At 71.2% G+C, this 15,798-nt stretch carries 14 protein-coding genes; 7 read left to right on the plus strand and 7 right to left on the minus strand.

Annotation, left to right across the window (positions count from 1 at the left end):
• Positions 1–54: 54 nt before the first annotated feature.
• The gene (locus QSK36_RS16455) at positions 55–1,584 is read left to right on the plus strand and encodes a glycoside hydrolase family 3 protein (RefSeq protein WP_285782991.1); all 1,530 of its coding nucleotides are present in this window, start codon (positions 55–57) and stop codon (positions 1,582–1,584) included.
• Positions 1,585–1,676: 92 nt separating this feature from the next.
• Here the strand turns inward: QSK36_RS16455 and QSK36_RS16460 are convergent, their stop codons facing one another.
• The gene (locus QSK36_RS16460) at positions 1,677–2,966 is read right to left on the minus strand and encodes an OmpL47-type beta-barrel domain-containing protein (RefSeq protein ID WP_285782992.1); all 1,290 of its coding nucleotides are present in this window, start codon (positions 2,964–2,966) and stop codon (positions 1,677–1,679) included.
• A gap of 807 nt (positions 2,967–3,773) precedes the next feature.
• Between QSK36_RS16460 and QSK36_RS16465 the strand changes: the two genes are divergently transcribed.
• Positions 3,774–5,009 carry a multicopper oxidase domain-containing protein gene (locus QSK36_RS16465; protein ID WP_285782993.1) on the plus strand — a complete coding sequence of 412 codons (1,236 nt, stop codon included), beginning with the start codon at positions 3,774–3,776 and terminating at the stop codon, positions 5,007–5,009.
• A 150-nt stretch (positions 5,010–5,159) separates the two neighbouring features.
• Complete coding sequence (locus QSK36_RS16470; RefSeq protein WP_285782994.1) at positions 5,160–6,197, plus strand: multicopper oxidase domain-containing protein; 1,038 nt, start codon at positions 5,160–5,162, stop codon at positions 6,195–6,197.
• A gap of 49 nt (positions 6,198–6,246) precedes the next feature.
• Here the strand turns inward: QSK36_RS16470 and QSK36_RS16475 are convergent, their stop codons facing one another.
• Entirely contained in the window at positions 6,247–7,425 is a 1,179-nt protein-coding gene (locus QSK36_RS16475; protein ID WP_183538809.1) for an ROK family transcriptional regulator, read from the minus strand.
• A gap of 230 nt (positions 7,426–7,655) precedes the next feature.
• On the opposite strand from QSK36_RS16475, the gene QSK36_RS16480 reads away from it, so the two are divergent.
• The 4 genes from QSK36_RS16480 (at position 7,656) to QSK36_RS16495 (ending at position 11,234) form a co-directional block, all read left to right on the plus strand.
• A complete protein-coding gene (locus tag QSK36_RS16480; RefSeq protein WP_285782995.1) occupies positions 7,656–9,557 on the plus strand; it encodes an endonuclease/exonuclease/phosphatase family protein in 1,902 nt (633 codons plus the stop codon).
• Between the two features lie 66 nt (positions 9,558–9,623).
• A complete protein-coding gene (locus QSK36_RS16485) occupies positions 9,624–10,088 on the plus strand; it encodes an RrF2 family transcriptional regulator (RefSeq protein ID WP_139576126.1) in 465 nt (154 codons plus the stop codon).
• A gap of 34 nt (positions 10,089–10,122) precedes the next feature.
• Positions 10,123–10,908: a DNA-formamidopyrimidine glycosylase family protein gene (locus QSK36_RS16490; RefSeq protein ID WP_183538805.1), complete on the plus strand. Its 786-nt coding sequence runs from the start codon at positions 10,123–10,125 to the stop codon at positions 10,906–10,908.
• A gap of 38 nt (positions 10,909–10,946) precedes the next feature.
• On the plus strand, positions 10,947–11,234 hold the full coding sequence (locus tag QSK36_RS16495; RefSeq protein ID WP_285783093.1) for a VOC family protein: 288 nt from the start codon (positions 10,947–10,949) through the stop codon (positions 11,232–11,234).
• Between the two features lie 444 nt (positions 11,235–11,678).
• Here the strand turns inward: QSK36_RS16495 and QSK36_RS16500 are convergent, their stop codons facing one another.
• The 5 genes from QSK36_RS16500 to QSK36_RS16520 form a co-directional block, all read right to left on the minus strand.
• Complete coding sequence (locus QSK36_RS16500) at positions 11,679–12,035, minus strand: helix-turn-helix domain-containing protein (RefSeq protein WP_142558490.1); 357 nt, start codon at positions 12,033–12,035, stop codon at positions 11,679–11,681.
• Positions 12,036–12,288: 253 nt separating this feature from the next.
• Positions 12,289–12,783, minus strand: a complete 495-nt coding sequence (locus QSK36_RS16505; protein WP_139576122.1) for a CinA family protein — start codon at positions 12,781–12,783, stop codon at positions 12,289–12,291.
• Complete coding sequence (gene pgsA, locus QSK36_RS16510) at positions 12,780–13,502, minus strand: CDP-diacylglycerol--glycerol-3-phosphate 3-phosphatidyltransferase (protein ID WP_183538803.1); 723 nt, start codon at positions 13,500–13,502, stop codon at positions 12,780–12,782. The genes QSK36_RS16505 and pgsA overlap by 4 nt, the downstream gene beginning before the upstream one ends.
• On the minus strand, positions 13,499–14,911 hold the full coding sequence (gene rimO / locus QSK36_RS16515) for a 30S ribosomal protein S12 methylthiotransferase RimO (protein ID WP_183538801.1): 1,413 nt from the start codon (positions 14,909–14,911) through the stop codon (positions 13,499–13,501). The genes pgsA and rimO overlap by 4 nt, the downstream gene beginning before the upstream one ends.
• 30 nt (positions 14,912–14,941) lie before the next feature.
• The gene (locus QSK36_RS16520) at positions 14,942–15,661 is read right to left on the minus strand and encodes a helix-turn-helix domain-containing protein (RefSeq protein WP_183538799.1); all 720 of its coding nucleotides are present in this window, start codon (positions 15,659–15,661) and stop codon (positions 14,942–14,944) included.
• Positions 15,662–15,798 lie beyond the last annotated feature (137 nt).

The following is a 15,798-nucleotide window of genomic DNA, read 5'->3' on the forward strand; positions in this document are numbered from 1 at the left end:
CAAGCCCTGCCCGCGCGTCCTCACTCCCACTGTCACCTAAGGAGCCGAGACACCATGTCCGCCACCCGCGACCCCCTGGCGGGGGCCGCCGACCTGTCCACGCGTACCGGCGACCCGGGCCTGCACCGGCTCGCGGCGGGCGCACTGCTGATCTCGTTCCAGGGCACGACCGCGCCGGACTGGGTCCTGCGCGGCCTGGAGGACGGTCTGGGCGGCGTCTGCCTCTTCGGGTTCAACGTCGCGGGCGGCGAGCAGGTCGCCGCGCTCAGCGCCCGCCTGAACGAGGCGGGCCGCCCGGTCGTCTCCCTCGACGAGGAGGGCGGGGACGTCACCCGGCTGGCCTACCACACCGGGAGCGCCTACCCGGGCAACGCGGCGCTCGGCGCGGTGGACGACGTGGCCCTGACCGAGCGGGTCTACCACGCGATGGCCGCGGACCTGGCGCGGTGCGGGGTGAACCTCGACATGGGCCCGGTGGCCGACGTCAACACCGCCGACGACAACCCGATCATCGGCACCCGGTCGTTCGGCTCGTCGCCTGGCCTGGTGGCACGGCACACGGTCGCCGCCGTACGCGGCCTGCAGTCGGCGGGGATCGCCGCCTGCGTCAAGCACTTCCCCGGCCACGGCGCCACCCATCAGGACTCCCACCTGGAGATCCCGCTGGTGGACGCCTCGCTCGACCTGCTGAGAGAGCGTGAGCTGGTCCCCTTCCTCGCGGCGATCGAGGCCGGAGTGAAGTCGATCATGACGGCGCACGTGGCCGTTCCCGAGCTGACCGGCGACCTGCCCGCCACGCTCAGCGCCCAGGCGCTCACCCGGCTGCTGCGCCGCGAGCTGGGCTACGACGGCGTCGTGCTCACCGACGCCCTCGACATGCACGCGATCAGCAAGAACGTGGGGCTCGCGGAGGGCGCGGTGCGGGCCCTGGCCGCGGGCGCCGACCTGCTGTGCCTCGGGCCGCTGCCCACATCGGAGGACGTGCGGAGCATGGTGGACCACATCGTGGACGCCGTCGCCGAGGGCAGGCTCACGGCCGAGCGGCTGGAAGAGGCCGCCGCGCGGGTGGAGCGGCTGCGCGACTGGTTCGCCGGCGCGCATCTGCCATCAGGAAGCGGGCCGGCCGGGGAGGCCGCGGAGGGCGACGCCGTCGGCCTGCACGCCGCCCGGCGCGCCGTGTCGCTGACGGGCTCGGCGGGGCCACTGGTCGATCCGTTCGTGGTCGAGATCGACACACCGCCGACGATCGCGGTGGGCGAGGTGCCCTGGGGGGTCGCGCCGTGGCTGCCGGAGGCCGAGATCGTCCGGGTCACGCTGGCGGAGGCCGACGCCGGGGCGCTGCTCGGCCGGGCCCGGGAGCGTTCGCTGATCGTGGTCGTCAAGGACGCCCACCGCCACCCGGAAAGCCGCGCGCTGATCTCGGAGCTGCTCGCCGCCCGCCCGGACGCCGTCGTGATGGAGATGGGCCTGCCGATCTGGCGGCCCGTCGCGGGGGCCTACATCGCGACGTACGGCGCGGCCCGCGCCAACGCCCGGGCCGCGGTGGAGCTGCTGAGCGATGGTCCCTCGGTGGCGGGGCTGTAGAGGGCGGGGCCGACCGGCCCATCGGCCGGTCGGCCCCGGTTCACTACGGTGGCGTCCCCGGTACGTACACCGTGATCGCCACGCCGGCCCGGTCAGCCGCAGCTGATCGCCGTGTAGTCGGTCTCGTAGGACGTGGTGACCTTCTCGCCGTCGATGAACGACGTTCCGGTCGCGGTGACCTTGCCCGCGCCGATCTGTTTGGCCCGCGCGTTGAAGGACTGGTACGCCTGCTTGCCCGGGGCCACGTCGGCCACGGTCTTGGTGCCGTACGGGGTGGTCAGCGTCACGGTCGCCGGCACGTCACCGTCGTTGACGGCCGTGACCGCGACGTACACCGACGTGCCCACGCAGCGGGACGAGGCGGTGACGGTCAGCGGCGTCTCGGCGGGCGGCGACGCCACGACGACCGTGAAGTCGGCCGTGGCGACGTCGGAGGTGTTGCCGGCCTTGTCGGTCGCCCGATAGCTCACGGTGTGCGCCCCCGGCTGGTCGATCACAAGCGCCTTCGTGTACGACGCGAACGGCTGACCGTCGACCGAGTACTCCACCGTGTCCACACCGGACTCGGTGTCGGTCGCGGAGATGGTCACCGTGGCGGAATCCACGTAGTCGCCATCGGCATCCTTCGTGCCGGACACAGCCGCCGACACCGTCGGCGGGGTGGTGTCCTTCGGCTGCGGGGCCACCACCGTGAACGTCACCGACTGCACCTCAGAGGTGTTGCCGGCCTTGTCGGCGGCCCGGTACCGCACAGTGTGCTCGCCGACCTGGTTCACCGGCACCGGAGCCGTGTAGGCCTGGAACGCGCCACCGTCCAGGGCGTACTCCACCGTGTCCACACCGGACTCGGTGTCGGTGGCCGAGACGGTCACCGCGGCGGAACCCACGTAGTCGCCATCGGCGTTCTCCTCGCCCGACACCGACGCCGACACCTGCGGCGGCGTCGTGTCGGTGGGGCCGGCGCTGGTGACCACGATCTCGCCGACCATTCCCGAGTGACCGGGGATCGCGCAGTAGTAGCGGTACGTTCCAGGGGTGAGGTTCACCTGAACCTCGTGCCTGCCCCCGTTCGTGTCGAACGGGCTGGCGACGATGTTGACGTTGACGTCGTGGTTGTAGCCGGGGCTGGAGACGTCGAACGTCAGCGTGTGCGTCATCCCGGAGGTGTTGCCGGTCGACGCGTTGGTCTCGAAGATGATCGTCACAGGGCCGGCCGTCGCCGTGGTCGGCGCGGACTTGTACTCGGTGTAACTGTTGTCGGCGGTCCAGACGAGCGTCTGCTCCGCCGCCTGGCCGACTTGCTGACTCTGTTCCTGTGCCGCGGCCCCGACTCCCGACAGCCACACCGTCGGCAGTGCCACTGCCACAATCACCAGGGCCATGCGTCCGAGCGTTGCAGGGGTTCTGAGCGCCCTCCGCAAATCACCGAGGAAGCCCGAGAAAGATCTGATGCGCATATACCGTGTACCTCTCATGATCTGATGCCTCGGCCGGCGGACACCGCGCTTTGGCCGACGTCACTCAGAGGGCGTGCCGGGTGGGAGAGCTCGCGTACACGGGCGTCGCGGAACTCGGCCAGGCGGTGTCGGCCTCGGAGCGGTGGTAGGTCGGGCGGTCATGACGCGCGGCGTCGCCACGCCCAGAGCCAGGGCGGCGTTTCCCTTATGATCACGGCGCGGCGCCAGGCGGGTGGCCGGGGTGTGCGAAGAGGTCTCTTCGGCCCATCGTCCGCTCCTTCGGTTGTGAGGGGGCAACATCAACCTTCGGAAGAACTGCCTGATCAGCCGCGGTGGTCACTGGGCTCGCCGATGGCGGACGCGGCGCCGGCCTTGCCGGTCTCCTCGTCCCTGCGCCGATCGATCATTCCCGGTGACGGCAGCGGTGCCGTGACGTCCTACATCCCTTCAGAGGCTGGTGGCCGCTCCTCAGGCGCTTTGGCTGGAAAACGTAACAGTCTGGCTGCATTTAGTCCACATCAATTACTAAGTTGACTAGTTCGTTACCATACTTACCGAAGAAATCAGCCAAAGACTCGTTACGCATCGGTGGAAGTGCCCTTACACCTGCGCGAATTCCTCCGGACCGGCATGGCCGCGCCTCGACCCCGACCCCCATGTCGTATCCGCCGGCATCACGGACCACCCCCCCGCTCGCCGCGCCCGGGCGAGCGCCGTCACCGATTGGGAACCATGACCGAGAAAAGCACTGATGTGACGCGACGCCTGCTCTCCCGACGCGCCTTCACCACCACCGCGGCGACAGCCGCCGCGATCGCGCCGTTCGCCGTGACCAGTCAGGCCACCGCGGAGCCCGCGGGCAAGACCGCAGGCAAGACCGCGGGCGAGCCGGGCGGCGTCCGCCGCATCACCCTCTACGCGGACAACCTGCCGGACGGTCAGATGGGCTACGGCCTGGAGCCCGGCAAGCCCACGATCCCCGGCCCCCTCATCGAGATGATCGAGGGTGAGACCCTCGAAATCGAACTGGTCAACAACACCGGCGTGACCGCCAGCCTGCACGTGCACGGAGTGGATTACCAATGGGACAGTGACGGCACGCGGATGAACGACAGCGTGGTGGAACCGGGAGGCCGGTACGTCTACACCTGGCGCACCCACGCCCCGACCACCCGCCCGGACGGCACCATCGAGCCCGGCAGCGCGGGCTACTGGCACTACCACGACCACGTCGTTGGGACCGACCACGGCACGGGCGGCATCCTGCGCGGGCTCTACGGGCCACTGGTGGTACGCCGCACCGGCGACATACTCCCGGACAAGACCTTCACCGTCGTCTTCAACGACATGAAGACCAACAACCTCACCCAGGCACCCGACTTCACCGCCGAACTCGGTGAACGCGTTGAGTTCATCGTCATCGCCCACGGCAACTTCTTCCATACCTTCCACATCCACGGACACCGCTGGGCCGACAACCGCACCGGCATGCTCGAGGACCCGGAGGACCAAAGCCGGATCATCGACACCAAGACCACAGGACCCGCCGAATCGTTCGGCTTCCAGGTCATCGCCGGCGAGCGCGTCGGCCCCGGGAAGTGGATGTACCACTGCCACGTACAGAGCTATTCCGACATGGGAATGGCCGGGACGTTCACGGTGACCGGCGCGAGCAAGAGCGTGCCGCTGACCGTCACCGCCTCGTCCCGCTGCGTGGGCACGTCGGTGTACGTCGCGGTCACGGCCGTCAACGACGGCGACGTGCCGGCGACCGTGACGCTGACCACCCCGTACGGCACCAAGACCGTGGCCGACGTGGCCCCGGGCAAGCAGGCGTACCAGTCCTTCAACGCGCGGGCCAAACAGATCGGCGCGGGCAAGGTCACCGTGACCGGAACGTCGTTCATCGACGGCGAGAAGGTCACCACGTCCTACGAGACCGACTACAACGCGATCAGCTGCGGCTGACCTGGCTTCGACATTCCCTTTTCACCTGCGCGAATTCCTCCGGATCGGCATGGCCGCGCCTCGACCCCGGCCCCATGTCGTATCCGCCGGCATCACGGACCACCCCCCCGCTCGCCGCGCCCGGGCGAGCGCCGTCACCGATTGGGAACCATGACTGAGAAAAGCACTGATGTGACGCGACGCCTGCTCTCCCGACGCGCCTTCACCACCACCGCGGCGACAGCCGCCGCGATCGCGCCGTTCGCCGTGGCGAGCCAGGCCACCGCACAATCACCCGAGAACACCGCAGGCAAGACCGCAGGCAAGACCGCGGGCGAGCCGGGCGGCGTCCGCCGCATCACCCTCTACGCGGACAACCTGCCGGACGGTCAGATGGGCTACGGCCTGGAGCCCGGCAAGCCCACGATCCCCGGCCCCCTGATCGAGATGATCGAGGGCGAGACCCTCGAAATCGAGCTGGTCAACAACACCGGCGTGACCGCCAGCCTGCACGCGCACGGAGTCGACTACGAAACGACCAGCGACGGCACGCGGATGAACAACAGCGTGGCGGAACCGGGAGGCCGATACGTCTACACCTGGCGCACCCACACCCCGACCACCCGCCCGGACGGCACCATCGCACCCGGCAGCGCCGGCTACTGGCACTACCACGACCACGTCGTGGGAACCGACCACGGCACAGGCGGCATCCTGCGCGGACTCTACGGGCCACTAGTGGTACGCCGCACCGGCGACACACTCCCCGACAAGACCTTCACCGTCGTCTTCAACGACATGAAGACCAACAACCTCACCCCGGCGCCCGACTTCACCGCCGAACTCGGCGAACGCGTGGAATTCATCGTCATCGCCCACGGCAACCTCTTCCACACCTTCCACATCCACGGACACCGCTGGGCCGACAACCGCACCGGCATGCTCAAAGACCCGCAAGACCAAAGCCGGATCATCGACACCAAGACCACAGGACCCGCCGAATCGTTCGGCTTCCAGGTCATCGCCGGCGAACGCGTCGGCCCCGGAATGTGGATGTACCACTGCCACGTACAAAGCCACTCCGACATGGGAATGGCCGGGATGTTCACGGTGACCGACGCGAACGGAAACGTGCCGGGCCACTCCATGGACGACATGCCGGACCACTCGATGAGTGGGATGCCGAGCCACTCCATGGACGGCTCGTAACGGCGACGCCGTCACACGTCCGGATCGGGGCTTCGGCTGGAAGCACTCCCTATGCCGTGAAGATCTCTTCCCTGGCCTGGTCGAGCGCGGCGAGGACGGCGCCGCGCAGCACCGGATTGCCCTCCACCTGGCTCGTGACGACCTGCGGCGGGACCGGGCAGATGCGCGCGACCGCCTCTTCCACACGGGTGGTCAGCGCCGCCCCGCCGGCCCGGCAGACCTCTCCGGCCAGCACCACGAGGCCGGGGTCGAGCACCACGCACACCGACGCCACGCCGAGGGCGAGCCGCGAGGCGACCTCGTCGAGCAGGGGCTCGCCCGCGGACCCGGCGGCGACGGCCGCGGTCACGCAGTCGGCGGCGGTGTTCCCGGCGAAGCCGTGCCCGCGGGCCAGTTCGGTGACGGCCTCGGAGCTGACCAGCGACTGCAGGCCGCCCCCGAGCGACGGCAGACGCCCCGGGACCGCCCTCACGTCCTCGGCGAGCGGCACGCCGGGCACCGGGAGGTAGCCGATCTCCCCCGCGCTGCCCGACCGGCCCCGGTGCAGCCGTCCGCCCAGCACGACGGCCAGGCCGATGCCCCGGCCCACCCATACGAGCACGAAGTCGTCCACCTCCTGGGCGGAGCCCTTCGCACGTTCGGCGATCGCGGCGAGGTTGACGTCGTTCTCGATCGTGACATCCCGGCGCAGGTCGCGTGCCAGCGCCTCGTGGATGCCCTCGTGCCACTGCGGCAGGTCGAAGGAGAACCGCACATCGCCGGTGCGGGGGTCGACGACGCCGGGCGTGCCGATGACCACGCCGCGCAGCCGCGACAGCGCCACCTTCGCGCTCCTGCAGGCCTTCACCACGGCCGCGTGCACCAGCGACACCGGGTCGTCCTGCCCCTCGGGGGAGGCCGTCACCTCGGCCACCACGTCGCCGTTGATGTCGGCGATCGCCGCCGACACCCGGTCGGGGCCCACCTCGAGCCCCGCGACGTACGCGCAGGAGGCGATCACGCCGTACAACGCGGCGTTGGGCCCCCGGTTGCCCGCCTGCTCTCCCACGACCTCCACCAGGCCGCGCTCCTCCAGACGCGCCAGCGTCTGGGACGCGGTGACCTTGGACAGGCCGGTGAGCTCCCCGATCTGGCCGCGTGTCAGGGGACCCGAGGCGAGCAGCAGTTCCAGGGCGGCCCGGTCGTTGATCTCCCGGAGCAGCCGGGGCACGCCAGGACGTCGCTCCATGCTCCTGCTTCCCATCGTCTGAGTCTCCGGCTCGCCGTCGGTGCGCCCACCATGCCCCTCCGGTTCGCTCGGCCCCCGGCGGCGCTTCGACCATGTGCGCCCGTGAATGAACAACAAGGTTTCCAGCAAGCTTAGCGAGCCGACGAGGGCGGGGAACGCCCCAGGTCGAACGTCTTGGTAACGCTCCCATCTTTCATGAGGATGGCTCATATGAGTCCGAAGGGAGAGCCATGACCGAGACGGCCAGGCAGCCGCACACCACACCGACCCGCCGACTTCCCGCTCCCCCGTGGCCACTGGTCATGCTCGTGACGGGCGTCGCGCTCCTGTTCGACGTGCTGCGGGTGTTCCTGCCGTCCCTCATCACCCTGTACGGCAGGGCGGGCGAGACCGACCCCGCGAGCATGGGGATGTACGCCGCGCTGTGGTTCGTCCTGCCGTTCGCCGCCGTCCCCGCGGCGCGGCTCGCGTCGCCCCGGATCGTCAGGACGGCGGGTGCGGTGGCGCTCGTCGTGGCCCGGCTCGGCCTGCAGGCCGCGGACGGGGGCGCCCCCCAGCTTCTGCTCGCCTCCGCCGGGGTCACGGCGGGCCTGGTCTTCCTCTACGGCTGCGCGCGGACGGTGGCGGACACGTGGGTGCCCGCCGGACTGATCGGCGGCCTGGCCGGCGCGTCGATCGTCCATCTGGCCCTCGACCGGGTGGACCTCGTCTGGCGGGGCGGGCCGCTCCCCTGGCTCGCCGCCGTCGCCCTCTGCGCCGCCTTCCTGCGGTCCGTACGGCTCTCGCCCGCGTCGCCCATCCCCGCCCCGGCGGCCGTGTGGTTCGCCTTCGGCCCGATGCTCATGCTCGCGGGCATGTACTGCGGCGGACCGGCAATACTCGCGCAGGAGACCGGGCAGCACAGTGCGCCCTTCACCGCCCTGGCGGTCGCGCTCCAGGTCGCGGCGCTGTGCGCGGCCGTCGTCTACTCCTGGACCACGTCGTGGGGCTGGACCGCCGGGCTCGTCCTGATCGCCGGGGTGGCGGCGGCGGAGACCGGCGTACAGGGCCTGCCGGCCCTCGTGACGGCGGTCGCCCTCGGAGCCTGCGCCGGCGCCGCCGGGCGGCACACGGCCCCGACCGCGGGGAGCGCGGGCGGGCGCGAGGGCGTCGCGGTGCTGGGCGGGATGCTCGTGTTCCTGGCCGGGGCGTTCCTCTACTACGCGGCCTTCGACGCCGACCTGGGGTTCCCCAACGCCCTGGTCCCGGTGGCGGTCGCCGTTCCGGTCGCCGCCGTCGCCGTACGCGGGGGCCGGCGGCGCCGGACCGCCCCGGCACGGCGGGCGCCGCGCCGATGGGGGTCGATCGCGGTGTCGCTGGCCCTGCTGACCGGCCTCCTCACCTGGCAGTCGCCGCCGGCCACGAAAACGATCAGGGGGAACGAGTTCACACTCGTGGCGTACAACATCCGGATGGGCTTCGGGCTCGGCGGGCGGCTCGACCTCGACCGCGTCGCCGCCTGGGCCGCGACGCGACGCCCCGACGTGGTGCTGCTCAGCGAGGTGGACCGGGGCTGGCTGCTCAACGGCGGGCACGACGACCTGGCGAGGATCGCCCGCGGCCTGGGCATGCGCTACTACTTCGCCCCCGCCGCGGACCGCCTCTGGGGCGACGCGCTGCTCACGAACCTGCCCGTCGCCGAGATCGGCTCGACCCGGCTGGGGCGGCACGGATACCCGACCGGCGCCCAGGCCCAGTCGATCGTGCTGAACATCGGCGGCCACGAGGTGGGGATCGTGAACACGCACCTGCAGGAGCCACGCGGGCAGGCGCCCGAGGTGGCGGCGATCGCCCGGCGGCTCGCCGCGAACCCCCTCCCACCCGGCATCGGTGTGGCCGACCCGCGACCGGTGATCGTGGCGGGAGACCTCAACACGACGCCGTCCGAGCCCCAGATGCGCGTGCTGGAGGCCGCGGGCCTGTCCGACCCCCTGCGGGCGCTCGGCGACCCGCCGACCTCGCCCGCCGACGCCCCCGTGCGGCGCATAGACCACGTGCTGATCTCGGACGGGCTCACCGCGGTGGCGGCCGACGCGCCCCGGGTTCCGTTCTCCGACCACCTCCCGCTCGTCGTGCGGCTCCGGCTGGATTAGGCCCGGCCGGGCCGTGTTGGCGGGCGGGCGTCCTACCGATGCCAACCAGGCGGGATAATCGACTACATGCGACTTTCTGCCCGTGTCGACTACGCCCTCCGTGCCGCCGCCGAGCTCGCCGCGGCGGGTGAGGGACCCACCACGGTGGGCGAGCTGGCCAAGGAGCAGGAGATGCCCCCCAAATATCTGGAGAACATCCTGCTGCAGATGCGCCGCGCCGGACTGGTGCGCGGGCAGCGGGGCCCAGAGGGGGGCTATGTCCTGGCACGGCCGGCCAGTCAGATCTCGCTCGCCGACGTGATCCGCGCGGTGGACGGGCCGCTGGCCAACGTGCGGGGCGAGCGGCCCGAGCACGTCGGCTACCAGGGCGCCGCCCAGGCGCTGCAGCAGGTGTGGATCGCGCTGCGGGCGAGTGAGCGGGCCATCCTCGAAGAGGTCACCCTGGAGCAGATCGCCAAGGGCGAGCTGCCGGACCGGGTGACCGAGCTCGCCGCCGACCCGGCGGCGTGGGACTCACACATGCCCGTGTGAGCCGCCTGAACCCGATCCTCCCGGGAGGAGAGCCGTGCCGGAGGGTGACGCCGTCTACCGGACCGCAAAGCGGCTCAGGCAGGCCCTCGACGGCCGGAGGCTGACCCGCAGCGACTTCCGGGTGCCCCGGTACGCCACCGCCGATCTGCGCGGCCGGACCGTGCTGACGACGGTCTCGCGCGGCAAGCACCTCCTGACCCGGGTGGAGGGCGGGCTCACCGTCCACACCCACCTGCGCATGGAGGGAAGCTGGCGCGTGGGCCCGGCCGGCCGTCCGGCGCCGAGGGGCGACGTGGTCCGGCTGATCCTCGCCAACATCCAGTGGCAGGCGGTCGGCACGCGGCTGGGGATGGTCGATCTCGTGCCGACCGACCGTGAGGAGCGGGTCGTGGGGCATCTCGGTCCGGACCTGCTCGGGCCGGACTGGGACGCCGCCCTCGCCGTACGGAACCTGCTGCGCGCTCCGGAACGGACGATCGGGGAGGCGCTGCTCGACCAGCGCGATCTGGCGGGCATCGGCACGATCTGGCGGGCCGAGACGCTGTACGCCGCGCGGATGTCCCCGTGGCGCCCCGTGGGGTCGATCCCGCAGGACGAGCTGGAGGCGCTGGTCACGGTCGCCCACCGTCTGATGGACGCGAGCAAGGACGCGCCGCTCCCGGTGACGACGGGCGATCCGCGCCCCGGGCGGTCGCTGCTCGTCTACGGCAGGGGACGCCGCCCGTGCCGCCGCTGCGGCGCCCCGATCAGCGGCGGGGAGATGGGACCGCAGCCGGCCGAGCGGCTGATCTACTGGTGCCCCGCCTGCCAGCGGGACTGAGAACCGAAGGGGATCCCGTGCCCACCGCCGCCCGCGTCATGCTGCTCGTCCTGTACACCGATCGGATCGAGGAGTGCCGCGCCTTCTACGGCGCACTCGGCGTCGGATTCACCCGGGAGCGGCACGGCCGAGGCCCGCAGCACTACGCCGCCGTCCTGGCCGACGGCACCGTGTTCGAGTTGTACCCGGCGACCACCGAGCGCAGAACCGGAGCCGTACGGCTCGGTCTCCATGTGGACGGCGCCACCGCCGAGCCGCGGTTGGAGCCCGGCCGGCACCTCATGACCGACCCGGACGGCAGAATGGTCGAGATCCAGGCATCGTGATCACGGCGGTCGACGAGGGCGACCCCGGGACGGAGGCCGGGGATGGGGCCGCGAGGGGACAGCCGTACGGAGACGAGGGAGCCACGCGACCGAGGGACGTGAGGACGCCGCGGGACCGCGGTGCGGAAGAGACCGCAGAGACGGGAGCGGACGAGCGCGACCGAGCGCGAACGGGGCCCGAATGGGCACGCCGGAACGGAACCGTGCCTGTCAACCGTGCCTGTCAACCGGGCCTGTGAACCGGGCCTGCGGGGGCCAGGCGCCCGCCCGTGGGATCGGGACAGGGCACCCGGGTCCGGATCGAGCCGGACTGCGAGCGCGGGGCCACGCCTGGCCTTCTGCCGGGCGTGTCCTATCGAGCCGTGTCTTATGGGGCCTGCGGGGACGGTCAGGCGAAGTCGTGGAGACGCCGACCGCCGGCGCGGCGGGGCGTCGAGACGCCGCCTAGGCGGCGACCATGTCCTTGACCTCGGGGAAGCCCTCGAATTCCGGCCCTGAGGGGACGGTCTCGGGGATGGGCAGGCGCTCGTGCTCAGGCACCTCTGCCAGCACGGGGGCGGCCTGGAGTTCGGCCAGCGCGAACTGGTCGGACACCTCGCGCAACACCTGGGACAGCGGGACCCCGAGCGCGCCGCAGATCGAGGCGAGCAGTTCGGAGGAGGCTTCCTTCTGACCGCGCTCGACCTCGGACAGATAGCCGAGTGAGACACGCGCCAGAGTGGAGACCTCGCGAAGGGTGCGATTCTGCCGCACCCTCAGCCGCCGCAGCACGTCACCGAGCAGCTGACGCAGCAGGATCATCTGTCGCTCCCTCCCCAAGGGGGGCGCCTTCACGACGCCTCTCACGGTGGGCTCATGTCGCCCCTTCTTCGTCTGCCCTTCGTACATACGCCTCGCCGTCATCATGGGTTCGCTCGGCCCCTTCGCCGGGCGTGCGCCTGTCTTGCTCCTCGCCGTTGGCTCACGGACCTCACTCACAGCTCCACCGTACCTGTAGAGGGCGACACCGCGGCAGACCGAGGCGAGCATGTTCGCTGGGGACGTAACGCGGTAATCACCCCGAATGTTCCCCCAAATTTGCCTTCAGCACACCTTCCAGCAGGGTCAACGCCTCCTGACAGGTGGCAGTTCTGATCCCGTCCCTGTCTCCGGTCAACCGGAGGTCGCGGTGCCAGAGCCGCTCTCCCGGTCCCGCCAGCGCGATGTGGACCGTGCCGACCGGCTTGCCGTCCTGGGGATCGGGGCCGGCGACCCCGGTCACCGCCAGGCCGTAGTCGGAGTCCGCGAGCTTGCGCACTCCCGTGGCCATGGCCGCGGCCACGTCGGGGTGCACCGCTCCCTCCCTGCCGAGGAGGTCGGACGGCACGTCGAGGACGCTCGCCTTGAGATCCGTGGCGTAGGCGATCACCCCGCCCCGGAAGGCGGCCGAGGCCCCCATCGGACCGGTCATCGCGGCCCCGATCAGGCCGCCCGTGAGCGACTCGGCCACGGCGACCGTCGCGCCCTGGCGAACCAGCAGGGACAGCACCTCGCTCGCCACGCCCATCATCGGCTTCGCGCGCTCCTCGCCACCTGCCGCAGCCGCACCGCCCGCACCACGTAGTCGGCGCCGGTGCCCACCGTGACCACCAGGGCGAGGCCCATGGCCGCCCACCTGACCAGATCCGGCACCCCCGGCACGATGTAGAGCGCGATGGCCACGATCTGCAACACGGTCTTCACCTTGCCCCCGTAACTGGCCGGGATAACCCCGTGCCGGATCACGAGGAAGCGCAGCAGCGTGACCCCCGCCTCGCGGGCGATGATCACCAGGGTGACCCACCACGGGATCTCGCCGAGGTACGACAGGCTGAGCAGTGCGGCGCCGATCAGCGCCTTATCCGCGATCGGATCGGCGATCTTCCCGAAGTCGGTGATCAGCGCGTACTTCCTGGCGAGCCAGCCGTCGAGCTGGTCGGTGAGGGACGCGAGCAGGAAGACGCCGAGGGCCGCCAAGCGCCAGCCCTCCCCCTCGACGAAAAGGAAGACGGTGAAGACGGGGACGATCGCCAGCCGGGCGATGGTCAGGACGTTCGCGATGTTCCAGGTGCTGACGTGGCGCACCGTGGCGTCTGCGGCGCCCTCTCCTGCGACCGCTCCGGCCACGTCGGCGGACGCCGGTATCGCCACCGGCGCGGCGGGCACGGCGGCGACCGGCGGCGCCGCGGGCTCCGGTGTCACCTCTCCCGGGCCCGCCACGTCCACCGGCGGCTCACCGCGCTCCGTCATGTGCCTGCCTTGATCCGGGCGATGAGGTCGACCCCCTCGGAGTCGACGGCGACCGCTTGGACGATCTGGCCGGGGACCAGGCCGATCCCCTGGACCGTGACCGCACCGTCCACCTCGGGGCCCTGGTGCGCCGCCCGGCCCTCGTATCCGCCGTCCCCGAGGTCCTCCTCGATCAGGACCTCCAGCTCGGTGCCGATACGCTCCTCGGCCCTCTGGGCGGTCAGCTCCTCGGCGAGCTCGGTCAGCGTCGCGACCCGCTCCTCGACCACGTCCTGGTCGAGCTTGCCCTCGAAGCCGTACGCCTCGGTGCCCTCCTCGTCGGAGTAGCCGAAGACGCCGATGACGTCCAGCCTGGCCTCCTCCAGGAAGCCCACCAGTTCGTCGAACTCCTCCTGGGTCTCCCCCGGGAACCCCACGATGAAGTTTGACCTGATGCCCGCCTCCGGCGCGCGGTCGCGGATCTGCGCGAGCAGGTCGAGGAACCGCTTGGGGTCGCCGAAACGCCGCATCCGCCGCAGCACGGTCCCGCTGGCGTGCTGGAAGGACAGGTCGAAGTAGGGCGCGACCCCCTCGGTGGAGGCGATCACGTCGAGCAGCCCGGGCCGCAGCTCGGCGGGCTGCAGGTAGCTGACCCGCACCCGCTCGATGCCCTCGGTCGCGGCCAGCGGGGGCAGCAGCTTCTCCAGCGCGCGCAGGTCGCCCAGGTCCTTGCCGTACGACGTGGAGTTCTCGCTCACCAGCACGAGCTCCCTGACGCCCTGCCCGGCCAGCCAGGCGGCCTCGGCGAGCAGGTCCTCCGGGCGGCGCGAGACGTACGAGCCGCGGAAGGCCGGGATCGCGCAGAACGTGCAGCGCCGGTCGCAGCCCGACGCGAGCTTCAGCGATGCCACCGGCCCCGAGCCGAGCCGCTTGCGCAGCATGCGCGGGCCGCTGGCGGGGGCGACGCCCTCCGGCAGCGGGTCCTCTTGGGCGTGACCGGGAATGTGGGCCCGGGCGGCCGCGCGCTCCACCGGCGTGATCGGCAGGAGCGTGCGGCGGTCCCGCGGCGAGTGCGGGACCAGCGGCCTGCCCGCGAGGACGTCGTCGAGGCGCTCCCCGATCTCGGCGTAGTCGTCGAAGGAGATCACGGTCGCCTCGGGCAGGGCGTCGGCGAGCTGCGCGCCGTACCGTTCGGCCATGCAGCCCGCCGCCACCACCTTCGCGCCCGAGTCGGCCGCGGCGAGCAGGGTGTCGATGGAGTCCTTCTTCGCCGAATCGATGAAGCCGCACGTGTTGACGACGACGACGTCGGGATCGTCGTCATCGGTGTGCCAGCCGGCGGCCTCCAGCCGCGCGGCCAGCTCCTCGGAGTCGACCTCGTTGCGGGCGCAGCCCAGCGTGATCAGCGATACGGTTCGGCGAGAAGACATGATGCGAACTACGGTATCGGCAGTCGGCGATTAACGGGGACTCGGGCCGCCCGCGTCGAAGGTCCGCCGGATCATCTGGCCGTCCTTGCCGGGCGTGCCGAGGTCCCTTCCGTTGACCTCCAGCCGCACCGCCCCCGCGTCGCCGATGGTCACCTTCATCCGGTCCTTGGCCGAATAGGTCGTGGTCTTCCCCTCGGGCAGCGTCCCCTGGAAGATCTCGTGGCCCTTGGCGTCCCTCACGTTGAGGTAGGCCTGCTTGCGCGCCGTGACCTTCACGACCACGAGGCCGGGCGCGACGGCCTCCTCGAGGGTCTTCTTCTCGTGGCCCTTGTCGTGACGCGCGTGCGCGTGCGGCGCGGTCACCGGGAGCTGGGCGGCCGTCGGGCCCGTCTTCCCGCCGGAGCCCCCGAGCATCCGCGCGACGACGACGACCGCGACGATGGCCAGGGCCACCGCGACGGCCATCGTCCAGCTGGGGGCCCTGCGGGCCCGCTCCCCCACGTCGCCCCTGAACACCGCCGACGCCTTGACCGGTGACGCGATGTCGGCGTTCTCCTGCTCGTACTGCCGCAGGATCTCGTCCGGGTCCAGGCCGAGGTCGGAGGCGATGGTCCGGATGTGCCCGCGCGCGTAGAAGTCGCCCACCGAGAAGTCGTCGCGCTCGAAGCGTTCGATGACGGTCTCGCGGATCCGCGTGCGCTCGCTGAGCTGACGCACGGTCAGCCCGGCGCGCTCACGGGCTTCGGCCAAAACAGCACCAACGCTCATCGTTCCGCCCCCTGTCCGAGCTCACAGCTCGCCCCACAATGCGTAGTTAGTCACATTCAATCAGTAACTGGCTACGATGGGTACCCGGGGGTGGGTCGAATGTGCACGGAGAGTGCACG

Origin of the sequence: Microbispora sp. NBRC 16548 (genome assembly GCF_030268985.1) — a bacterium.
Lineage (GTDB): Bacteria > Actinomycetota > Actinomycetes > Streptosporangiales > Streptosporangiaceae > Microbispora > Microbispora catharanthi.